Raw genomic sequence first — 21,859 nt, 5'->3', positions numbered from 1 at the left:
ACCAATGGCTCACAGGTCGCGGACCATGAGCCATTGTTGTTTTTCCCACGCCTGGAAACCCTCCAATAGCTGCCAGCCGCGTTTACGGTAGTAGTCGTGTTTGTCTTGCGTGTGCAAGTACAAGCGCGACACCCCACGCTGCTTTGCTGCCTCGCAAATCCCTTCAATCAGCTGCTCCGCCAAACCTTGCCCGCGCGCCTCGGGATCAACGAATACGCAGGCGAGCCATGGGCCGAGATCGGCGCGATCAGCCAAGTCGTTGCGGGCCAGTGCGGCACCACCGAGCAGGCGTTCACCGTCCATGGCAATCAGGCACGACCATTCACCATTGCTTTGGCCCTCGGCAAATTCGCGCTGCCATTGAGCCAGGGGCTGGTCGGCGTATTCGTAGTGGAATTGTTGGTGAATCCACGCCGCGTAGCGATCGCTGTGTTGCATGTGCGCGGCGAGCCAGTCGAGGTGCAGTGACATCGGTCGAGTCCTTTGCGTGGGCGAGCCCGCATCAGAAACCAATCCCGCGACGCTGACAATGCGCAAGGTGTATCAGGCGCTTGACAGATTTGCGCCACTCATCGGCAAAGTGCCGGGTTTATGGGGCTGGCGGACGATTGGCAGGGACGCCGGGCAGCCTCGGCGCGATAGTGACCAAGCACAGTCTGCGCCGCCGACTGTGCATTCTCTCTGCCACGGAGCTCGCTGTCATGAGTACCCCGCTTGACCTCACTGCCCTGAAGGAACGTCAGAAAGTCGCTTGGGCCAGTGGCGACTACGCCGTGATCGGCACCACCTTGCAAATTGTTGGGGAAAACCTCGCCGAGGCTTGCGATCTGCGTTGTGATGAACAGGTGTTGGATGTCGCTGCCGGCAACGGCAATGCAACCCTGGCAGCGGCGCGGCGCGGGTGTGTAGTGACTTCGACCGATTATGTGGCGGCATTGCTGGAGCGTGGTCAGGATCGCGCCCGGGCCGAGCATCTGGAGGTGATTTTTCAGGTGGCCGATGCCGAGGCTTTGCCTTTTCCCGATGAAAGCTACGACGCCGTGTTGTCGACGTTCGGCGTGATGTTCGCGCCTGACCAGGTCACCGCCGCTGCTGAACTGGGGCGGGTCTGTCGTCGCGGCGGACGGATCGGTATGGCGAACTGGACGCCGGAGGGCTTCGTCGGCCAGATGTTCAAGACTCTCGGCCAGCATCTGCCACCGCCAGCGGTTGCACAGCCTCCATCGAACTGGGGCTCGGATGCGTGGCTGCACAAGCATTTCGATGACCGCGATTTTGTCGTGCGCGTGACCCGCAGCCACTTCAACTTCCGCTACCGCTCGGCGGCGCATTTCATTGATATCTTTCGGCACTGGTATGGGCCGGTGCACAAGGCTTTTGCGGTGTTGCCGGCGGAGGCCGGACAGGCGTTGGAGGATGATCTGACCGAGTTGCTCAATCGAGCGAATCGCGCCGGGGAGGCATCGCTGGTGGTGCCGAGCGAATATCTGGAGGTGGTGATTACCAAGCGCTAGTCCCCATCGGATCTCCTGATCGATGAAGATCTCTGTGGGAGCGAGCCTGCTCGCGAAAGCGGTGTGCCAGCCAACCTTGATGTTGATGGAACGACCGCATTCGCGAGCAGGCTCGCTCCCACAGGGAATGTGCTTATTTCAAATGGCCGCGATCAAACCACTCCAGCGCCGTGCGCCAGATGCAGATCCCCAGGAAATAAGCCGACATCAGCAACCACAAGCCCATCACCAGCGGGTTGATCACCGGGTGATTGAGCACCAGCGACAGACTGCACAACAGCCAGATCGCCGTCACCGCAATATTGATTGGCATGAAACGCCGCACGCGAAACGGGTGCAGGAACTTCATCCGCGTCACCGTCAGCAGCGCCAGCCCGATCACGGTGAGTAAGGTAATCCACGGCCCCGGGCCAATGATGTACAGGCACAGCGCAACCACGTTCCAGGCCGCCGGGAAGCCGACAAAATAGTTGTCCTTGCTCTTCATGTTGACGTTGCAGAAGCAGAACAGCGACGACACCAGAATCACCGACACCGTCAGCAACAGGGTGTAATCGGGCAGGGGAATGTAGCGGTAGATAAACAGTGCCGGGATGAATACATAAGTCAGGTAATCGATGACCAGATCGAGGATCGAACCGTCGAAACTCGGCAGCACCGATTGCACATTGACCTTGCGCGCCAGTGCACCGTCCAGGCCGTCGACGATCAGCGCTACGCCCAGCCACATCAGGCAATGGATCGGCTGGTTTTCCAGCAGGGCGAGTGTGGCGAGGAAGGCGGTGACCACGCCGGTCGCGGTAAAACCATGGGCGCCCCATGCTTTCAGCCTGGCGATGTGTACGGTTGATATCACGGGGGCGTTCTCCAGAAAGTGAAGCAAGCCGGTTATCGCCCATCATCAGAAAGGGCGTCGGCAAACCGGGTCGGGTTGCAGCTATCGACCGGTTTAGCCGGGATAAGGTTCACCACCCCTGAATCTTAGCTGGCTGGCGAAAATTTTCTCGCGTGGCGATTCAACGGTGATCGGGCGTCAGCCCAACGGTGCTGGCGCTATGGCTGCGTCGGTCTATCGTTGCCTGACGCAATCGGGCCGTGGCCTCGGAGGATAACGTCATGAACACCAGCGATTTGCTTGAACAACTGCTCCGAGGCCAGGCCTCGGCGGGACAACAACGCGGAGCTTCGGCCGGTGACGGCCTGGGCGGTTTACTTGGTGGACTGTTGGGCGGCGGCAGTCAGTCCGGAGCGGGTGGCGCGGCTGCTTCGGGTGGCCTCGGCGGCCTGGGTGGTTTGCTCGGTGGCTTGCTCGGCGGCGGTGGCTTGGGAAGCGCCCCCGGTGGCGGTAGCAGAAGCCGTACCGGCGGGACCAGTTACGCGGCGCTGGCATCGCTGGGCATGATGGCTTACCAAGCGTATCAAGCCTGGCAACGCAGCCAGGCCAGCACCGCGCCGCAGGAGCTGCCACAAACCGCCGACCTGCTCGCCGGCCCGCAAATCGAAACCCACAGCCACGCGGTACTGCGAGCCCTTATCGCCGCCGCCAAGGCTGACGGCCGCATCGACGACGCAGAAAAGCATCTCATCAGCAGCGAAATCGGCAAACACACCGCCGACCCGCAGTTGCAGCAATGGCTCGACGCCGAAGTCGCCAAGCCGCTGGATCCCCGGGAAGTGGCGCAATCCGCTGACGGCGACCCGGCCGTAGCCGCCGAAATGTACCTGGCCAGCGTCATGCTGGTAGACGATCAACAGGACGCCGAACGCAGCTATCTCGATGAGCTGGCCGCCGCCTTGAACATCGATCCCGACTTGCAGGTGCATCTGGAACAGCAGGCGAAAGGGCAAGCCTGACCCGCTGTAAAAATCCCTGACACTGCCAGCCCCGGCCGTTCCATCCGTCCGGGGCTTTTTTACCTGGATTGAATTTTTCCGCCGCCGTGTCGCTCTTCTGCATAACAGAACCCGTCTGCCATCGGTGTGCTCATGAACAGGAACCTCGACGATTACAACCGCATGCGTGATTTTTCCGCGACGTCGGAACCGGCCGCAGTCAAGCGCTCGGGCCGTAAGTCGGCCAAGGATCATGCCTTGCAGTTCTGCATCCAGAAGCACGACGCTTCGCACCTGCATTACGACTTTCGCCTTGAACTCGACGGCGCCCTGAAGAGTTGGGCGGTGCCGAAGGGGCCGTCGCTGGACCCGTCGGTCAAGCGCCTGGCAATTCATGTCGAGGATCATCCGCTCGATTACGCGACGTTCGAAGGCAGCATTCCCGAGGGGCATTACGGTGCCGGTGATGTGATCGTCTGGGATCGCGGCGTGTGGATTCCGCTGGAAGATCCGCACAAGGCCTATGCCAAGGGCCGGCTCAAGTTTGAGTTGCAAGGCGAGAAGCTCGGCGGCGTGTGGAATCTGGTGCGCACGCACATGCCGGGCAAGAAGGAACAATGGTTCCTGATCAAGCATCAGGACAACGCCGCGCGCCCGCAGGATGATTTCGACGTCCTGGTCGCCGAGCCCGACAGCGTGCTCAGCGAGCGCACGATTGTCGGCAAATCGGCGGCTGCTGCCGATAAAGCCAAACCGGTGAAAAAGGCCCCGGCCAAGCCGCGCAAGCAGGCGTCCGGGCAGCTTACCGGCGCGCGCAAGGCCAAGCTCCCAGCGCTGATCAAGCCGGAACTGGCGACGCTGGTCGACAGCGCGCCCGAAGGGCAGTGGAGCTACGAGATCAAGTTTGACGGCTACCGGATCATGGCGCGGATCGATCACGATGAGGTGCAGCTGTTCACCCGCAACGGCCATGACTGGACGCACAAACTGCCGCAGCAGGCCAAAGCGCTGGCGGCGCTGGGTCTGGAATCGGCCTGGCTCGATGGCGAAATGGTCGTGGCCAACGAGCAAGGCGTGCCGGATTTTCAAGCGCTGCAGAATGCCTTCGATGCCGGGCGCAGCGGCAATATTGTTTATTACCTGTTCGACGTGCCGTATCTCAATGGCGTCGACCTGCGCGACGTGCCGGTCGAAGAACGCCGCGCCGCGTTGAGCACCATCCTCGGCGCGCAGAAAGAATCGTCAACGCTGCGCTTCTCCGAAGCCTTCGAAGAAACCCCGGACGCGCTGCTCAACAGTGCCTGCCAAATGCAGATGGAAGGCCTGATCGGCAAGCGGCTCGGCTCGCCTTATGTATCGCGGCGCAGCGGTGACTGGATCAAGCTCAAGTGCAAGCATCGCCAGGAATTCGTCATCGTCGGCTACACCGATCCGAAAGGTGCGCGCAGTGCTTTCGGCGCGTTGCTGCTCGGCCTGCACGACGCTGACAGTGGCGAGTTGCGCTACGCCGGCAAGGTCGGCACCGGGTTCAACGAAACCACATTGAAAAGCATCCTCGCCCAACTCAAGCCGTTGCAGACCAAAACCTCCGCAGTGGTCAATCCGCCCAGCGGTTTCGAGGCCAAAGGCGTGCACTGGCTCAAACCCAAACTGCTGGCCGAAGTGGCATTCGCCGAGATGACCAAGGACGGCTCGGTGCGCCACGCCGTGTTCCATGGTTTGCGCGATGACAAACCGGCCAAGGACATTACCGAAGAGCGAGCGAAGCCTGTGAAAGCTGCCAAGCCCGAAAAAACCGAAAAAACCGAAAAAACCGAAAAGACCGAAAAGACCGAAAAGACCAAAACCGCCGAAAAGCAGCCGGCAAAGAAAACCGCCGCCAGCAAAAAAGCCGAAACCGCGCCTTCGCAAGCAGGTCTGGCCGGCGGCAAGGTACGCATCACTCACCCCGATCGAGTGATCGATGCGGTCAGCGGCACAACCAAGATGCAACTGGCGCAGTATTACGCCAGCGTTGCCGAACACATCCTGCCGCAACTCAAGGATCGTCCCGTGGCCTTAGTGCGTGCACCGGACGGCATCGCCGGCGAACTGTTCTTCCAGAAGAACGCCGATCGCCTGGCCATTCCCGGCATCACCGCCCTGGACAAGGACGTCACCGGCCAGCCAGTGATGATGATCAACAATCCCGAAGCGCTGGTCGGTGCGGTGCAGATGAGCACGGTGGAGCTGCACACCTGGAACGCCACAACCGTGGATCTGGACAAGCCCGATCGCTTCGTCCTCGACCTCGACCCGGATCCTGCGTTGCCATGGAAAAGCATGGTTGAAGCCACCGCGCTGACCCTCACTGTGCTCGATGAGCTGGGCCTCAAAGCCTTCCTGAAAACCAGCGGCGGCAAAGGCATTCACCTGGTGGTGCCGTTGACGCGCAAGCATGGCTGGGACGAAGTGAAGGACTTCAGCCACGCCATCGTCAGCCACATGGCCAAGTTGCTACCGGACCGGATTTCAGCGGTGTCCGGGCCGAAAAACCGCGTCGGGCGGATCTTCATCGATTACCTGCGCAACGGCCTCGGTGCCACCACCATTTGCGCCTACGCCGCACGTGCGCGGGAAGGCATGCCGGTGTCGGTGCCGCTGTACCGAGAGGAAGTCGCTGAAATCAAGGGTGGGAATCACTGGAACATCTACAACGTTCACGAGCGTCTGACCGAAGTCGGCGATGAGCCTTGGGCGGACATGAAGAAAACCCGTCAGACCATCACCGCCGAGATGCGCAAACGCGTCGGCATGAAAAAGTGATCAGGTGTCGCGCAGCAAGTCGTGGGCGTTGAGCAGTTCGAAGGCGATTTGCGGGTGGTTTTCCAGGCCCTTGCGAATCGCTGCCGGGATTGCCGCGCGAGTCTTGCGACACAGGCCTGGCAGCTCGTCGATCTGAATGGCGATGCCGCGCATGGTGCGTACCTCGTTGAAACCGGGGGCGACATCGACACGGATGCCGAGTTGCTCGTACATGCGCTGTTGCAGGCGTTTGAGGTCGTTGAGGTCTTTGAGTTGTTCCAGGCGCGCCAGAAGAATTTTTTCTTCAGCGCGAGTCAAGCGCAGGATGCGCAGGTCGGCGCCGGGCGTTTCCAGCAACGGATCGCGCCCGCAGATGCAGGCGCCGGGAGGGCAGGGTGAGCGCAAGGGCACGGTCGTCGTCATGGCCTCCATCATAGAGGCCGTCGGACATGTTTGCCTATGTGCACTCAGCGGCCGTCCATCGGCCGCTGCTTCCCTCGTGACTACTGCTGCACGCCTTCGTATTGCACCAGAATGGCGTTGGCCAGGTCTTCATCACTGGCGTTCAAGCCAGGGTTGGCCTGGCGCACCTGTTGCAGTACCGACTCAAGATAAACCCCACGAATGGCCCCGCCGCTGGCAACGAACGCAGACACGTCGTCACGGGCCGGAATGACCATTTTGTCGTCCTTGAAGGTCGAGTACAGCGACGCGGAGACACCTGCCGAGGTGGCGACGTCACCCGCGTCAACGCGGGCCAGCGCCGAACCGACCGGCAGGCAAAGCATTAAAGAAGAAATCAGGACTAACTTGCGCATGACGTGTTCCTCCACAAGCGCTAAGCAAAAAGGGAAGGGACTACATAACGTCAGAGGTGAACGGCGCGCGGGAGTTCCGTGAGCGGTGAAAAGCCGTGAGTCAGAGTTTTCACCGCTCAGTCGGTTCAGATCACCCCACAGGCCATGCGATCGCCGCCACCGCCCAGTGGCTTGGGCATGTCGGAATGGTTATCGCCGCCGGCGTGAATCATCAGGGCGTGGCCCTTGATCTCGGAAATCTTCTTAAGGCGCGGTGCCAGCACCGGATAGTTGGCGACCCCGTCAGCCGTCACATACACCGCTGGCAGATCACCCAGATGCCCGTCGGCGTAAGGGCCGAGATGCTTGCCGGTTTTCGCCGGATCGAAGTGTCCGCCAGCGGCCAGTGCCGCGCCTTTCACGCCATCCTTCGTGCCCGCTTCGCAGCTGCCGTTTTCATGGACATGAAAACCGTGGATGCCGGCCGGCAATGATTTCAGCTCGGGTGTGAACAGCAGGCCGTACGGCGTTTCGCTGACAGTGACAGAGCCGATCGCCTGCGGCGCGCCGTCGGCGCTGACCAGATTGATTGCGACTTTCTCCGTTGCTGCCTGTGCGGTGCCGATTGCCAACGTGCCGAGCAGACCAAACCACAGTGCGCGTTTCATAAGCGTTTCCTTCAGCTGCATGAGTGTTCGAAGCGATGGATTCATAGCCTGTCGTTGTTAACCAGCGATGAAGGCGTTATCCATCGGCGCTGCAAGGTGTGACCGGGTTCACGCTTGAAAAGTTTTGCCGGATTCAAGTCGCCCCTGACATCAGCCGATACGCTCTGTGTCGGCAGTTCCCTGCACATAGGCTTAACTGAAATCCGACAAGCGCAATCCAGCGTGCCCACGGGAGATTCCACGGTGTCGATCAAACTGCGTTTGGTGTTGCTGATTGCGACCAGCCTGCTGACGGCGCTGATCGTGAGCCTGGTCAGTTACGTCGGCAATCTGCGGATGGCCACGGCGGTCGGCGATAACACGGTAAGCATGAGCGCGCTGCGCAATCACATGGAAGCGGACATGATGCACGACGCCCTGCGCGCCGATGTCTATTCGGCGATGCTGGTCGGCCTGGGCAAGAGCACCGCCACCGCCACAGAAGTGCGCGATTCGCTGGCCGAGCACGCCGGGCATTTTCGTGAAGTGCTGGATGACAACCTGAAACTGCCGATCAACCCGCAGCTGCGCACGGCGCTGGAGCAGATCAAGCCGAGCCTCGACACCTACATCAAATCCGCCGAGCAGATCGTCGGCGTGGCGCTGGACAAGCCGGATGCCGCCCAGCAGCAGCTCGGCACGTTCAATGCCGCGTTCAGCCAGCTCGAAGAGCAAATGGCGACGCTCAGCGAATTGATTGAAAGCAACACTCGGCAAACCAGCGAAGGCACCGAAGCGGCCATTAGCAATGCCAATCTGGCCCTTGGTGTGGTGCTGATCGCCAGTCTGTTGCTGCTGCTGATTCAGGGGCGCTGGGTGATCCTGAGTATCATGGGGCCGCTCAAATCCGCCAGCCGCATCGCTGAAAGCATTGCCCATGGCAATCTCAGCGAACCGATTGTTGAACCCGCCGGCAAGGACGAAGCCAGTGTGCTGATCCGCACATTGGCGACCATGCAACGTGACTTGCGCAACATGATCGACGTGGTCCGGCGCAACGCCCACGGTGTCAGCGGCATGAGCGAGCAGCTCAGTCAGGGCTGCCATCAGGTCGCCGACAGCAGCCAGCAGCAAAGCGTTGCCGCCGGGACCATGGCGGCCGCCGCCAGTCAGATGACCGCCAGCATCGAGGAAATCACCCGCCACGCCGAACGTGCCCTGAGCATGGCCAATCAGGCGGAAACTCTAGCGAAGGAGGGCGGCGGGGTGATTCATCAAGTGGTCAGCGACATGGACGACATCGCCCGCTCGGCACAGCAGTCGGCGCAGGTGATTCGCACGCTGGATCAGGAATCCGAGGCGATCTTCAACATCATTCAGGTGATCAAGAGCATCGCCGACCAGACCAACCTGCTGGCCCTCAACGCCGCGATCGAGGCGGCGCGGGCAGGAGAGCAGGGCCGTGGCTTTGCCGTGGTCGCGGATGAAGTGCGCAGTCTGGCCGCACGCACCAGCGCCTCGACCCAGGAAATTGCCGCAATGGTCGCGCGCATCCAGAGCAGCACGCGCGAGGCGGTCAACAGCATGGAGGCCGGTGTGGCGCAGGTCGACAAAGGCATGGCGGTAACAGCGGAGGTTGAGCGGGCAATTCGGGAAATCCTCGACGCCACGCTGAACACCACGCAACTGGTCAACGACATCACCCGCACGATTGGCGAACAGAGCCAGGCCAGTAACGAGATCGCCCATCAGGTGGAGATGATTGCCGGGATGAGCGAGGGCAATAGCCGGGTGATCGGGCAGACGGCGACGACTACGGATGAGTTGTCGAATCTGGCGGGGCAGTTGGCGCGGTCGGTGGATCGGTTTCGGTTGTGATAGCGGTAGGACCCATTACATTTCTGGTGTCTATCACGGCCTTATCGCTGGCAAGCCAGCTCCCACAGGGTCTGATGTTGTGAATGCAACGGTGTGCACACCATCATCCACTGTGGGAGCGGGCTTGCCCGCGATTAGGCCAGCTCGGGCAACACTGAATCAAACCTATGTGCCCTTAATCAGAATCTGAACGCCTGCCGCCCCACCAACAACCATTTCCCGCCCTGTTTCTGCCAGATCTGGAAATTTTCGATCTCGGTCGGAATCACCTCAGTCCCCTTCAACGCCTGCGCGGAGAAGTGGTGGCGCACCAATGCGGTATCGCCGGACATCGTGATGGTCTGCTTCTGCATCTCCAGGGTCTTGAATGCGCTGCGGCCGGTTTCGATGTCGGCGATGAATTCCTGCTTGTCCTGAATCTTGCCGCTGGAGTGGCCGTAGGTCAGGTTCGGCGCGGTCAGAGCGTTCAGTTCGGCGATGTCTTTGTGCAGCATCGCCTGGGTCAGGTGATCCACCGCTTGGGCCACTTCCTTTTCCGCCGGGGCAGGGGCGGCCATGGCGCAGGCGCTGAAGGCGCAGAACAAACCGATGAGGAGGCGGGATTTGGTCATGTTGTTTCCTTGTTGTTATTGAGTCGGAATGACTGGCTTAGTTTGTCAGTCATCGTACAACGTAGCAGGTTATTTTCTGCTTGAACAACGAGCCGTTCGCAATGATTTATCAAGTTGCGATGCGTATCGCGCAAAAAACTTTGCAGGCCAATGCCTGATCACGGTCATGTTTGGTGGCCCATGGCCGATAAGCCCCAGAGCGGAAAAAGACTTTCAAGTCGGGAACAGACGCGCGGGTTCGCCCTGACGTGATATTCTCCGCGCCAAATTTGCTTTGACTTAATTCGGTTGGCTGGCCTTTCGGGCGGGCCGACGGGATCCCTGTCGCTCAAGCAGCTGAAGCCAATAACGATAAGAAGTCAGTTCAGAAGGGACATTAACTGAGGTCGATGCCACATGTCGGCCTTGTGTGCCCACCCGTCAATATTGAAGTGTGCCGGATTGCGCGACGCCAGCCTGAGCGTCAACAAAGCGCAACGCAGACTGATAACAACGACGGGCGGAAGGCGTTTTATCATAGGTGCAACAGATGTTTAAGAAAGTGAACACAGCCTTGCTCGGTCTGGCTTTGGCGATGGGGATGTCGTCTGCCAATGCTGCCGAAGCCAAGAAAGTTGACGTCCTGCTGATCGGCGGCGGCATCATGAGCACCACCCTGGGTGTGTGGATCAATGAGCTGGAACCGACCTGGTCGATGGAAATGGTCGAGCGCCTCGATGGCGTCGCTCTGGAAAGCTCCAACGGCTGGAACAACGCCGGTACCGGTCACTCGGCTCTTGCCGAGCTGAACTACACCCCGGAAGACGACAAGGGCAACGTAACGATCCCGAAAGCTGTCGAGATCAACGAAGCGTTCCAGGTTTCCCGTCAGTTCTGGGCGTGGCAGGTTCAGCAGGGCGTTCTGAAGAACCCTCGCTCGTTCATCAACACCACACCGCACATGAGCTTCGTGTGGGGCGATGACAACATCAAGTTCCTGAAAAAGCGCTACGAAGCCCTGCAGGCGAGCCCGCTGTTCGCCGGTATGCAGTACTCCGAAGATCCGGCGGTGATCAAGAAGTGGGTACCGCTGATGATGGAAGGGCGTGACCCGAACCAGAAAATCGCGGCCACCTGGAGCCCGCTGGGTACGGACATGAACTTCGGCGAAATCACCCGCCAGTTCGCCGCTCACCTGCAAACCAAACCAAACTTCGATCTGAAACTGTCGAGCGAAGTCGAAGACATCACCAAGAACGCCGATGGCACCTGGCGTGTGAGCTACAAAAACCTCAAGGACGGTACCAAGACCGAAACCGACGCCAAGTTCGTGTTCATTGGCGCTGGCGGCGGTGCTCTGCACCTGCTGCAGAAGTCGGGCATTCCTGAAGCCAAGGAATACGCAGGCTTCCCGGTTGGCGGCTCGTTCCTGGTGACCGAGAACCCGACGATTGCCGAGCAGCACCTGGCCAAGGCCTACGGCAAGGCTTCGGTTGGCGCGCCACCGATGTCGGTTCCGCACCTGGACACCCGTGTTCTGGATGGCAAGCGCGTCATTCTGTTTGGCCCGTTCGCGACCTTCAGCACCAAGTTCCTCAAGGAAGGTTCGTACTTCGACCTGCTGACCAGCACCACCACCCACAACATCTGGCCAATGACCAAGGTCGGCATCAAGGAATACCCGCTGGTCGAGTACCTTGCCGGGCAGTTGATGCTGTCGGATGAAGACCGCCTGAACGCGCTGAAGGAATACTTCCCGAACGCCAAGGCCGAAGACTGGCGTCTGTGGCAAGCCGGCCAGCGCGTACAAATCATCAAGCGTGATGAAGCCGCTGGCGGCGTGCTGAAACTGGGCACCGAGATCGTTGCTTCGCAAGACGGCTCGATCGCCGGCCTGCTGGGCGCATCGCCAGGCGCGTCGACCGCTGCACCGATCATGCTGAGCGTGCTGCAGAAAGTCTTCAAAGACAAAGTCGCAACCCCTGAGTGGCAGACCAAGCTGCACCAGATCGTGCCGAGCTATGGCACCCAGCTGAACAGCGATCCGGCCAAAGTGGCTGCCGAGTGGGCTTACACCGCGAAAATCCTCGAACTGCCGACGCCTCCAGCGATCGGTCAGGTAGCTGCTCCGGCGGCACCTGCGGCTGACAAAGCCGTAGCGCCGAAGGAAAACGCTGCACGTGACATGGCTCTGTAACCAGAACCCTGACACACAAAACCCACTGAACCGGCGACGGTCAGTGGGTTTTTTTATACGCCGGACCTGTAGGAGCTGACGAGTGCAACGAGGCTGCGATCTTTTGATCTTGATCTTCAAACGTCAAAGTCAAAAGATCGCAGCCTCGTTGCACTCGTCAGCTCCTACATCGGTAGGGTCAGGCTTTCGCGTTCGCCAGGTAGGCCCCCAGGCGCCGACCCATTTCTTCGCCCAGTGCTTGCAACCCGCTCAGCGGCCGCACCATCACTTCAAACTCGACAATCTTGCCGTGTTCATCGAAGCGAATCATGTCGATGCCTTTGAGTTCCTTGCTGCCGACCCTGGCGCTGAATTCGAGAATCACATTCAGGCCATCCGCCGTCGCAAACTCACGGTGATAGGCGAAATCTTCGAAGACTTCAAACACGGTGTTGAGGATCATCGCCACCACCGGCGCGCCGGGGTAGGGCGTGTGGGCCATGGGCGAGCGGAACACAGCTTGCGGATCGAGCAGTTCGGGCAGGGCTTTGAGATTGCCGCTGCGGATCATCGCGTGCCAGCGCGCGAGGGATGCGGCGACGTTGGGCTGCAAGGCAAGGTCGGGCATGGTCACTCCGGTTTTTATTGTTGTCGGTCGGCAATGACTGTAGATCAACCGCGCCGAAAGTGAATCCCCAAGTCTCAGGCTGAATATCTGTTCATGCCCGAAGCGGATCAGATGCGCATCTGATCCGTATTTTTCTGTTTCATCTGCCTCTGTATTCAGTACAGCCACAGGCTCAGAATGCCCCGGCAGTGCGGCCAATCACCCTCCGACCTCATTCCGAAGCGTCCGGTGCACCGCACACCCCGCATCAAGGAGCGCGACATGTACAAGATGGCAATTTTTCTCGGCGGTTTTCTGACCTTGACCATTCTGATCGGCGTGCTGGCGACGATCTCTCCAGTCTGATCCGCGCGCATTTTTTCGAACTCCGCCGTTCTCCTGCTTTCAGTTGCAGAACAGGGCCAGCATGCGCCCGTTACTGAAGTTCGAGGAGTGAAACATGCGTACGACAACCTCGCAGGGACGTTGGGTTCCCATTGGTTTGATGGTCGCCGCGCTGACTGGCTGCGCGATGAGCAACACCGAGTCACCGGTGCAGACACCGGGTCAGGCCAAGGCCTCCGATACTGAAATGCTCGAAGTCGGCGCGCAGTGGTTGCAGGACAAACCGCCGATCCGCGCGTTGAACATGTACCTTGATGGCTTTCATTTTTACAACGGTCATCCCGGCGCGCAGATGGAAGCGCACCATTACTGCTCGGCGCTCAATGAGGAAGTGTTCCAGTGCGTGATCTACGACGGCAACACGGCTGAAGCGAAGTTGATGGGCGTGGAATACATCATCAGTCAGCGCCTGTTTACGCAATTGCCGGCAAAAGAAAAAGCCTTGTGGCACAGCCATGCTCACGAGGTGACTTCCGGCCAGTTGGTCGCGCCGGGCATCCCGCAAGTGGCGGAAAAGCGCCTGATGGAAAAACTCGCCAATACTTACGGCAAGACTTGGCACACCTGGCACACCGATCAGGACAAGCAACTGCCGCTGGGCGTGCCGCAGTTGATGATGGGCTTTACCGCTGACGGTCAGGCCGATGCACAAATGGTCCGCCAGCGCGATCAGCGCCTGGGCATCGACACTGCCGAGAAGAAGAACGCTCGCGCCGGGATCAAACCGGCACCTGTCGCATCGGGGGCTGACGCGTGGCAGAAGGGCAACGCCGTGCAGCTCAACGACCCGACCGGGCATCAGCACGTCACGCCGCGCTCGGCCACCTCTGGCGATGAAAATGCCCGGAGCGGCAGTCAGCCTTAGCTTTGGACAGTAGCTGGAAATGGTGTTGCCTGTACCGGCGTCATCGCGAGCAGGCTCACTCCTACATTTAAAATGCGTTCCCCCTGTAGGAGTGAGCCTGCTCGCGATGGCGTCCGTCTGATCGCTACATCCTTCAGCGATTCAACACATCCACAATCCACTGCAAATATTGCTCGCGCTCGGATATCGAGTTGTGCCCCGAATCCGGCACCACCTTCAGCGTCGCCACGCCCGCGGGAAAACTCTCGAACAAGCGCTGCGTGCTGCTGCGTCCAATCACTTCGTCATCACTCGCCGCCAACAGCAACGTCGGTGCGCGAATATGCGCCGCGTATTTGCCCGATTCGAAACGATCCTTGAGCAACCACTTCACCGGCACCCACGGGTATTGCCGTTCGGCGATTTCCTCGAGGCTGTTGAACGGCGTCACCAGAATCAGATTCTGCACCGGCCGCTGACTGGCCAGGCGCACCGCCACCCCCGAACCGAGGCTGCGTCCGATGACTGCAATCTGCGGGTGACTGGCATACACCTGATCGAACAGCGCCAGCGCATCTTCGGCAATCGCGGCTTCCGATGGCGAGCCGGTGCTGCCACCAAAGCCCCGATAGTGCAGGAAATACAGCGCGTAGTCGGGAAACGCCTCGGCGAATTCCGGCAGATTTCGCGAGACGTCCTCGGCATTGCCCCCGAAATAGATCAGCGCCCGCGTTCCGCTGCGCTCTCGGTCAGTCACCCAGACCTCGGCATCCGGCATCGACAGTTTCAAGCGCGAATCCGCTGCAACCACGGCGGCAGGCTGGGGAAACCAGATCAGCGAGCGCTGAAACACGAACAGCGCGGCGCACAGCACCAGGTACACGGCAACGATGAAAACGACGAGTGACATCAGGGTTCGGGACATTCGGCTACTTTTAACGGGGTGAGAGGTTGGCTGTGGCAGTGTAGTTCAGCGCCTGCGCCTGACAGCCTGCGCACACACCATGCAACAGATCCGCGCAGCAGGAGGACACGCATGCGCCACACTGAGGGTTATTCCCGCCGCCGCTTGCTCACCCTGGCTGCCCAGGCTGCGGCGCTGTTCACCATTGATCGGGCGTTGGCCAGCAGCGTAGCGCCGACCGTCATTGCGCCGCACACGGCAGGAGACCAGACCATGCAGACCCGCGCCATCCCTTCGAGCTCCGAGGCACTGCCCATGGTCGGATTGGGCACATATCGCGGTTTCGACGTCGCGCCGGGCGATCCGGTTTACCGGCAGTTGCCCGCCGTCCTCGAAGCGCTGTTCAGAAAGGGCGGCACGCTGATCGACAGCTCGCCCATGTACGGCCGCGCCGAGCAGACCACCGGTGAACTGCTGTCGATCCACGAACCACGTTCGCCGGCTTTTCTCGCCACCAAGGTGTGGACGCGCGGGCGCAAGGAGGGCATCGCGCAGATGGAGCAGTCCTTCAGTCTGCTGCAAACCGAACGCATCGACCTGATGCAGATTCACAATCTGCTCGACTGGCAAACCCACTTGCCGACCCTGCGCGAATGGCAGGAGCAGGGGCGGATTCGCTACATCGGCATCACCCATTACACCTCGTCGGCCTATGACGAGGTCGAGGCCGTGCTGAAAGCCGAAAAGCTGGATTTTCTGCAGATCAACTACGCCCTCGATGATCGCGCGGTCGAGAAACGCATCCTGCCGCTGTGCCGTGAGCGTGGGGTGGCGGTGATTTGTAATCGGCCGTTTGGCGGCGGCGATCTGCTCGCCCGGCTCAAGGGCAAGCCGCTGCCGGCCTGGGTCTCGGATGTACAGGTCAACAGCTGGCCGCAACTGGCACTGAAATTTCTCCTGGCGCACCCGGCGGTGACCTGTGTGATTCCCGGGACCAGCAATCCGCGCTACATGGCTGACAACGCCGGAGCCGGTTTTGGGCCGATGTTGACCGATGCGCAACGGCATCAGTTGATTGCGTTGCTGGGCTGAGCCGGGTCAACCGCGATAGCGCAACGCCTCCAGCAACAACGCAAACGCCGGCGCTGCCTGGCGTCGGCTCGGGTAGTACAGGTGATAACCGGAAAATGCCGGGCACCAGTCTCCCAGCACCTGGACCAGGCGACCGTCCGCCAGAAACGGCGCAACGACGTTTTCCGGGATGTAGCTCAAACCGAAACCGTCCAGCGCGGCGTCGAGCAATGGGTACACGCCATTCAGGGTGACCTGGCCGGAGACGCGCACTTTCAGGCTTTCACCATCCTTTTCGAACTCCCACGAATACAGTCCGCCATTGGTTGGCAGACGCAGGTTGTTACAGGCGTGGTCGGTCAGGTCGCGCGGGGTTTGCGGCGCAGGGCGCCGGGCGAAGTAGGCGGGTGAGCCGACCACCGCCATGCGCATGTCCGGACCGATACGGGTGGCGATCATGCCTTGGGCGACGTCTTCGCCCAGGCGCACACCGGCATCGAAGCCTTGGCCGGCGATGTCGACGAAGCCATAGTCACAGCAAACCTCGACGGACACATCCGGGTACTGCGGCAGGAAATCCTGCAACACCGGACGCAGGATCCAGTTCAGCGAATGGTCGGTGGCGCTGATGCGGATCTTTCCCGCCGGGGTTTCGCGCAGGTTGCTCAGGGCGGCCAGTTCCACTTCGATTTCGTCGAAGCGCGGGCCGATGGTTTGCAGCAAGTGTTCGCCGGCCTCGGTCGGCGACACGCTGCGCGTGGTGCGGGTCAGCAGGCGCAGGCCGAGTCGCGCCTCGAGACTGCGAATGGTGTGGCTGAGCGCCGATTGCGACACGCCGAGTTTGGCTGCGGCCTTGGTGAAACTGCGTTCACGGGCGACGGCGAGAAAGGCGAGCAGGTCGGTGGCGTTTTCCCGGAGCATTGATGATCGTCCTGCATAAGTTTTTTCGGATTCTAGTCGATTATCCAAAGAGTGCGGATCGCTACAGTGGTTGCATCATCTATTGGAGGAAATGCCATGAACCCGATTGCTGCTTCTGCACTGACGCTCTCGCTGCTGGCTGGCGAGGTGCAGGCCACCGAAAATCCGCGTGTCACGGTCACACCGAATGGCTCGCAACCGTCGGCCAAAGGCCCGGCTGACTGGTTTACCGGCACGGTGCGGGTGGATGCGCCGTTCAAAGGTACCGACGAGGCGCGGGTCAGTGGCGCGACCGTAACGTTTGAGCCTGGCGCGCGAACGGCGTGGCATACCCATCCGCTGGGGCAGACACTGATCGTCACCTCGGGGGCAGGGTTCGTGCAGGAGTGGGGGCAGCCAGTGCGGGAAATCCGGCCGGGCGATACCGTGTGGATTGCTCCGGGCGCCAAGCATTGGCACGGGGCAGCGCCGACGACGGCGATGAGTCATATCGCGATTGCCGAAGTGCTGGATGGCAAGGTGGTGGACTGGATGGAGCAGGTCGGTGATGAGCAATATCCGAAGACCGAGTGAAACCGCGCCCCTCACCCCAGCCCTCTCCCGAGGGAGAGGGAGCCGATTGGGGGATGCTCGAGACGTTCGGCATTCTGCAAGCGTGGTGGTGAATCCACTCGACCCCTGGCACCCCATGCAGGTGCGCTAACAGCATGCGACTCACCCCAGGCGTCTCCCGGGGGAGTGGGAGCCGACCGAGGTGTCTTGCGATGTGCATCGACCTGAACTTGCCGTTGCGATTATGGATACACAGAAAGACTTTCACGTCGCTGCACATCCTGAATATACCCGGATCGGTCCCCTCTCCCTTTGGGAGAGGGCTAGGGTGAGGGGCTTTTCGCTTCAGATCATCTCCGGCAACGAATCAAGAATCTTGTCCAGCGTAATCGGATACTCCCGCACCCTCGCGCCAGTGGCGTTGTAGATCGCATTCGCCACCGCCGCACTCACGCCGCAAATCCCCAATTCACCCACGCCCTTGGCTTTCATCGGCGATGAAATCGGGTCGGTTTCTTCGAGGAAAATCACTTCCTGATGCGGAATGTCGGCGTGCACCGGCACCTCATACCCGGCGAGGTCATGGTTGACGAAAAAGCCCAGGCGCTTGTCCACCGCCAGCTCTTCCATCAATGCGGCGCCGACGCCCATGGTCATCGCGCCGATGACCTGACTGCGCGCCGACGTCGGGTTGAGGATCCGCCCCGCAGCGCACACCGCCAACATGCGCCGTACGCGAACTTCGCCAGTGGCAGCATCGACGGCGACTTCGACGAAATGCGCGCCGAAGGTCGATTGCTGATACTTCTCGGCCAGATCACCGAACTCGATGCTGTCCTCGCCGACCAGTGCGCCGCCTTCAGCCGCGTTGCGCAGCGGCAGGCTCTTGTCGCCAACGCGCACCTGACCATCGGCGAACTCCGCCTGATCCGCCGCGAGTCCCAGCTTCTGCGCCACCGCTTCACGCAGTTTCACACAGGCGGCATAGACGCCGGAGGTCGAGCAGTTCCCACCAAACTGACCGCCAGAACCAGCCGAAACCGGGAAGTCCGAATCACCCAGACGCACGACTACATCATCGAGACCAACGCCCATCATCTCGGCAGCGGTCTGCGCGATGATCGTGTAACTGCCGGTGCCGATATCGGTCATGTCGGTTTCGACAACGACTTTGCCGCCACGCTCCAGGCGCACACGGGCTCCGGACTTGACCAGCAGGTTGTTGCGAAACGCCGCCGCCACGCCCATGCCGATCAGCCAACGGCCTTCACGACGGCTGCCCGGTTGCGCCTTGCGCTGATCCCAGCCGAATTTCTCCGCGCCGATCTGCAGGCATTTGACCAGTTGACGCTGGGAGAACGGCCGCTCGGTTTTCACCGGGTCGACTTGAGTGTCGTTAGCGATGCGGAACAGCACCGGGTCCATCTTCAGCTGTTCGGCCATTTCGTCCATGGCAATTTCCAGCACCATCAGCCCCGGCGCTTCACCCGGCGCGCGCATGGCGTTGCCTTCAGGCAGGTCGAGCGGGGCGAGGCGCATGCTGACGCGGCGGTTTTCTGCGGCATAGAGCAACTGGCTCGGTTGCGCGGCCAGTTCGACCTTGCCGTCAGCAAGGTTGCCTGACCAGCCTTCATGGGCGATGGCGGTCAGCTTGCCGTCCGCCGTTGCGCCCATGCGGATGCGCTGAATCGTAGCCGGGCGATGGGTGGTGTTGTTGGCCATCTGCGGGCGGGCGAGGGCGACTTTCACCGGCCGCCCCGCCATGCGCGCGCCGAGAGCGGCGAGGATCACGTCGGCGCGAATAAACAGCTTGCCGCCGAAACCACCGCCGATGTACGGCGAGATCAAGCGGACTTTTTCCTTCGGCAGGCCGAGGGTTTTCGCAATGTCGCCGACACTCCAGGCGACCATCTGGTTCGAGGTCCACACGGTCAGCTGATCGCCTTTCCACGCGGCCAGTGTGGCGTGCGGTTCCATCATCGCGTGGGACTGGTCTGGCGTGGTGTAGGTCTGATCGAACTGCACCGGTGCGGCGGTGAAGGCCTTGTCGAAGTCGCCGTGATTGACGTCGGGCAGCTCGTCTTTCGGCTCGACGCCGAGGTCTTTGACGCTGGCCAGATCGAACTTGCCCTCGGTGGTTTCGTAATCGACCTTGACCAATTGCGCGGCGGCGCGGGCCTGTTCGAAGGTCTCGGCAACCACCAATGCAACGGCTTGCTGGTAATGCTGCACTTCGGGACCAGCGAGCAGATGCGCAGCGTTGTAATCACCCTTGTCGAGCTTGCCGGCATTCTCGGCAGTAACGATCGCCAGCACGCCGGGCGCCGCTTTGGCCTCGCCCAGATGAATGGCTTTGATCCGCCCTTTGGCGATCGCCGAATCGACCATGAAGCCGTAGGCCTGATTGGCGGCCGCTTCATGTTGTTCGTAGGCGTAAGTGGCCTGGCCGCTGGTTTTCAGCGGGCCTTCGACGCGCTCAGTGGGCTGGCCGACGACTTTCAGGCGGTCGATGGGATTGGTGGTGGCGGGCGTGTCGAATTTCATGCGGTTTCCCTCGCTTGCGCCAACACCGAGGCCAGCGTGCGCTCGACCAGTGTCAGTTTGAATTGGTTGTCATCGGTGGGCGTCGCGCCTTCAAGCAGGCGTTCGCTGACTGCTTTGGCACCCTTGGGCAGCAACGCTTCAGCGGCTTCGACCCGCCACGGTTTCGGCGCGATACCGCCGACGGCCACGCGGCCGGTACCGTCCTTTTGCAGGATCAAACCGACCGAGACCAGGGCAAACGCATAAGACGAGCGATCCCGCACCTTGTGATAAATGTGCGTGCCGCCAACCGGCGCCGGCAGGGTCACGGCGGTAATGAATTCGCCGGGTGTGAGGCTGGTTTCGATGTGCGGCGTGTTGCCCGGCAATTGATGGAAATCGGCCATGGCAATGCTGCGCGTGCTGCCGTCAGGCTTGACCGTTTCGATCTGCGCATCGAGTGCGCGCATGGCGATGGCCATGTCGCTCGGGTGGGTGGCGATGCAAGCGTCGCTGACGCCGATGATCCCCAACTGCCGGGTGACCCCGCCGATCGCCGCGCAACCGCTGCCTGGATTGCGTTTGTTGCACGCCTGGTGGGTGTCGTAGAAGTACGGGCAGCGGGTGCGTTGCAGCAGGTTGCCGGCGGTGGTCGCCATGTTGCGCAACTGCCCGGAAGCCCCGGCGAGCAAGGCGCGGGAGAGCAGGGCGTAGTCCTTGCGCACGCGCGCGTCGGCGGCCAGATCGGTGTTGCGCACCAGCGCGCCGATGCGCAGTCCGCCTTCGGGTGTGGCTTCGATCTGGTCCAGGCCGAGGTGGTTGATGTCGATCAGGTGGACTGGGGTTTCGATGTCGAGTTTCATCAGGTCGAGCAGGTTGGTGCCGCCGGCGATGAACTTGGCGCCTTCGACTTGCGCAGCCTGGGAAGCGGCTGCGGCAGGTGAGTCGGCGCGGCTGTAATTGAAGGCTCTCATGCCGGCACCTCCGCGACTTCAGTGATGGCTTCGATGATGTTCGAGTAAGCGCCGCAGCGGCAGATATTGCCGCTCATGCGCTCCTGCAGTTCGGCGGCGATCAGTTTCGGCGGCTCGGTCAGGCTCGGGCTGACGTGGCTGGGGATGCCGTCACGGATTTCCTTGAGCACAGCGACCGCCGAGCAGATCTGCCCCGGCGTGCAATAGCCGCACTGATAACCGTCGTGCTTGATGAACGCGGCCTGCATCGGGTGCAGCTTGTCCGGCATGCCGAGGCCTTCGATGGTGGTCACCTCGCTGCCGTCGTGCATCACCGCCAGGGTCAGACAGGAGTTGATCCGCCGACCGTCGGCGATCACCGTGCAGGCGCCGCACTGGCCGTGGTCGCAGCCTTTCTTGGTGCCGGTCAGGTGCAGGTGTTCGCGCAGGGCGTCGAGCAGGGTGGTGCGGGTGTCGACTTCGAGGGTTTGCGGTTTACCGTTGACTCGCAGGGTAACTTGACTCATGGCCGGTTGCTCCAGACTGGCCGCGTAGGCCTTGAGGCTGATAAAGGGGGGCATAGCGAACGCCGTCGCGGTTACGGCGCCGAGGATCATGAAGTTGCGTCGGGAAATCGGCATGGTTCGATTCCTTGTCTCTCATCGGGCGGCAGGATTGCAAAAGGCCCAAACGGGCGCGCCGGCATGCATGCCAGTCTCGTAAAAGGAGTGACCGCCGGAGAGGGGAAAAGGTTTTGTCGGATTTGCGCTATAGAGTTATGTGCTGAACTCATCAATTGGCCTGTGGGAGCGAGCCTGCTCGCGAAAGCGTCGGGTCAGACCCAGCCGCTGCTGGATCTG

Annotated in this window: 20 protein-coding genes and 1 pseudogene; 9 read left to right on the top strand and 12 right to left on the bottom strand. The window is 61.0% G+C overall.

All coding sequences use genetic code 11. The features are described 5' to 3' along the window. Window positions 1-9: 9 nt before the first annotated feature. A complete protein-coding gene (locus tag J2Y39_RS08430; protein ID WP_110600979.1) occupies window positions 10-471 on the bottom strand; it encodes a GNAT family N-acetyltransferase in 462 nt (153 codons plus the stop codon). A 230-nt stretch (window positions 472-701) separates the two neighbouring features. Between J2Y39_RS08430 and J2Y39_RS08425 the strand changes: the two genes are divergently transcribed. Further along, window positions 702-1,514, top strand: a complete 813-nt coding sequence (locus tag J2Y39_RS08425; protein WP_095181981.1) for a class I SAM-dependent methyltransferase — start codon at window positions 702-704, stop codon at window positions 1,512-1,514. A gap of 133 nt (window positions 1,515-1,647) precedes the next feature. On the opposite strand, the gene pcsA is transcribed toward J2Y39_RS08425, so the two are convergent. Beyond that, window positions 1,648-2,370, bottom strand: a complete 723-nt coding sequence (gene pcsA, locus J2Y39_RS08420) for a phosphatidylcholine synthase (RefSeq protein ID WP_310216641.1) — start codon at window positions 2,368-2,370, stop codon at window positions 1,648-1,650. 260 nt (window positions 2,371-2,630) lie between these two features. On the opposite strand from pcsA, the gene J2Y39_RS08415 reads away from it, so the two are divergent. Both J2Y39_RS08415 and ligD read left to right on the top strand, forming a co-directional pair. Then, window positions 2,631-3,368 (top strand): tellurite resistance TerB family protein, encoded by a 738-nt coding sequence (locus J2Y39_RS08415; protein WP_310216638.1) that lies wholly within the window; start codon window positions 2,631-2,633, stop codon window positions 3,366-3,368. A gap of 132 nt (window positions 3,369-3,500) precedes the next feature. Beyond that, window positions 3,501-6,152, top strand: coding sequence for a DNA ligase D (ligD, locus tag J2Y39_RS08410; RefSeq protein ID WP_310216634.1), 2,652 nt, complete (start codon window positions 3,501-3,503; stop codon window positions 6,150-6,152). Here the strand turns inward: ligD and J2Y39_RS08405 are convergent, their stop codons facing one another. From J2Y39_RS08405 to sodC, 3 genes are all read right to left on the bottom strand, one after another. Continuing rightward, window positions 6,153-6,554 (bottom strand): hypothetical protein, encoded by a 402-nt coding sequence (locus tag J2Y39_RS08405; RefSeq protein WP_310216630.1) that lies wholly within the window; start codon window positions 6,552-6,554, stop codon window positions 6,153-6,155. A gap of 80 nt (window positions 6,555-6,634) precedes the next feature. Continuing rightward, window positions 6,635-6,949, bottom strand: a complete 315-nt coding sequence (locus J2Y39_RS08400; protein WP_016775151.1) for a DUF2388 domain-containing protein — start codon at window positions 6,947-6,949, stop codon at window positions 6,635-6,637. Between the two features lie 125 nt (window positions 6,950-7,074). Then, window positions 7,075-7,596, bottom strand: coding sequence for a superoxide dismutase family protein (sodC, locus tag J2Y39_RS08395; RefSeq protein WP_042609346.1), 522 nt, complete (start codon window positions 7,594-7,596; stop codon window positions 7,075-7,077). Between the two features lie 222 nt (window positions 7,597-7,818). Between sodC and J2Y39_RS26465 the strand changes: the two are divergent. Both J2Y39_RS26465 and J2Y39_RS26460 read left to right on the top strand, forming a co-directional pair. Further along, window positions 7,819-8,595: pseudogene (locus tag J2Y39_RS26465) on the top strand (MCP four helix bundle domain-containing protein); the annotation flags it as partial. Continuing rightward, window positions 8,590-9,453 (top strand): methyl-accepting chemotaxis protein, encoded by an 864-nt coding sequence (locus J2Y39_RS26460; protein WP_374046354.1) that lies wholly within the window; start codon window positions 8,590-8,592, stop codon window positions 9,451-9,453. The pseudogene J2Y39_RS26465 and the gene J2Y39_RS26460, both read left to right, overlap by 6 nt. A 179-nt stretch (window positions 9,454-9,632) precedes the next feature. Here the strand turns inward: J2Y39_RS26460 and J2Y39_RS08385 are convergent, their stop codons facing one another. After that, window positions 9,633-10,064, bottom strand: a complete 432-nt coding sequence (locus J2Y39_RS08385) for a nuclear transport factor 2 family protein (protein WP_252884405.1) — start codon at window positions 10,062-10,064, stop codon at window positions 9,633-9,635. Between the two features lie 529 nt (window positions 10,065-10,593). Here J2Y39_RS08385 and mqo point away from each other — a divergent pair. Next, window positions 10,594-12,240 (top strand): malate dehydrogenase (quinone), encoded by a 1,647-nt coding sequence (gene mqo, locus J2Y39_RS08380; protein WP_041480875.1) that lies wholly within the window; start codon window positions 10,594-10,596, stop codon window positions 12,238-12,240. 178 nt (window positions 12,241-12,418) lie between these two features. On the opposite strand, the gene J2Y39_RS08375 is transcribed toward mqo, so the two are convergent. Continuing rightward, complete coding sequence (locus tag J2Y39_RS08375; RefSeq protein ID WP_310216622.1) at window positions 12,419-12,847, bottom strand: nuclear transport factor 2 family protein; 429 nt, start codon at window positions 12,845-12,847, stop codon at window positions 12,419-12,421. 439 nt (window positions 12,848-13,286) lie between these two features. Here J2Y39_RS08375 and J2Y39_RS08370 point away from each other — a divergent pair, with 439 nt between their 5' ends. After that, window positions 13,287-14,096: an OBAP family protein gene (locus tag J2Y39_RS08370; RefSeq protein ID WP_409037404.1), complete on the top strand. Its 810-nt coding sequence runs from the start codon at window positions 13,287-13,289 to the stop codon at window positions 14,094-14,096. Window positions 14,097-14,229: 133 nt separating this feature from the next. Here J2Y39_RS08370 and J2Y39_RS08365 read toward each other — a convergent pair whose 3' ends face one another. Continuing rightward, window positions 14,230-15,000 (bottom strand): alpha/beta hydrolase, encoded by a 771-nt coding sequence (locus tag J2Y39_RS08365; protein ID WP_305380993.1) that lies wholly within the window; start codon window positions 14,998-15,000, stop codon window positions 14,230-14,232. A 111-nt stretch (window positions 15,001-15,111) separates the two neighbouring features. Between J2Y39_RS08365 and J2Y39_RS08360 the strand changes: the two genes are divergently transcribed. Then, window positions 15,112-16,071: an aldo/keto reductase gene (locus J2Y39_RS08360; RefSeq protein ID WP_310216617.1), complete on the top strand. Its 960-nt coding sequence runs from the start codon at window positions 15,112-15,114 to the stop codon at window positions 16,069-16,071. 6 nt (window positions 16,072-16,077) lie between these two features. On the opposite strand, the gene J2Y39_RS08355 is transcribed toward J2Y39_RS08360, so the two are convergent. Further along, window positions 16,078-16,971 (bottom strand): LysR family transcriptional regulator, encoded by an 894-nt coding sequence (locus tag J2Y39_RS08355; RefSeq protein WP_056789167.1) that lies wholly within the window; start codon window positions 16,969-16,971, stop codon window positions 16,078-16,080. A 96-nt stretch (window positions 16,972-17,067) separates the two neighbouring features. On the opposite strand from J2Y39_RS08355, the gene J2Y39_RS08350 reads away from it, so the two are divergent. Beyond that, window positions 17,068-17,544 (top strand): cupin domain-containing protein, encoded by a 477-nt coding sequence (locus J2Y39_RS08350; RefSeq protein WP_150635016.1) that lies wholly within the window; start codon window positions 17,068-17,070, stop codon window positions 17,542-17,544. 324 nt (window positions 17,545-17,868) lie between these two features. Here J2Y39_RS08350 and paoC read toward each other — a convergent pair whose 3' ends face one another. The 3 genes from paoC to paoA are packed head-to-tail and all read right to left on the bottom strand — an operon-like array spanning window position 17,869 to window position 21,640. Then, window positions 17,869-20,067 (bottom strand): aldehyde oxidoreductase molybdenum-binding subunit PaoC, encoded by a 2,199-nt coding sequence (gene paoC, locus J2Y39_RS08345; RefSeq protein ID WP_310216615.1) that lies wholly within the window; start codon window positions 20,065-20,067, stop codon window positions 17,869-17,871. Further along, window positions 20,064-21,020, bottom strand: coding sequence for a xanthine dehydrogenase family protein subunit M (locus J2Y39_RS08340; RefSeq protein WP_310216613.1), 957 nt, complete (start codon window positions 21,018-21,020; stop codon window positions 20,064-20,066). Before J2Y39_RS08340 ends, paoC begins: the two co-directional genes overlap by 4 nt. Then, entirely contained in the window at window positions 21,017-21,640 is a 624-nt protein-coding gene (gene paoA / locus J2Y39_RS08335) for an aldehyde dehydrogenase iron-sulfur subunit PaoA (RefSeq protein WP_150741064.1), read from the bottom strand. Before paoA ends, J2Y39_RS08340 begins: the two co-directional genes overlap by 4 nt. Window positions 21,641-21,859 lie beyond the last annotated feature (219 nt).

The organism is Pseudomonas sp. 2957 (genome assembly GCF_031456345.1).
Classification (GTDB): domain Bacteria; phylum Pseudomonadota; class Gammaproteobacteria; order Pseudomonadales; family Pseudomonadaceae; genus Aquipseudomonas; species Aquipseudomonas siliginis.
This window is presented reverse-complemented; position numbering and strand designations above follow the sequence as displayed.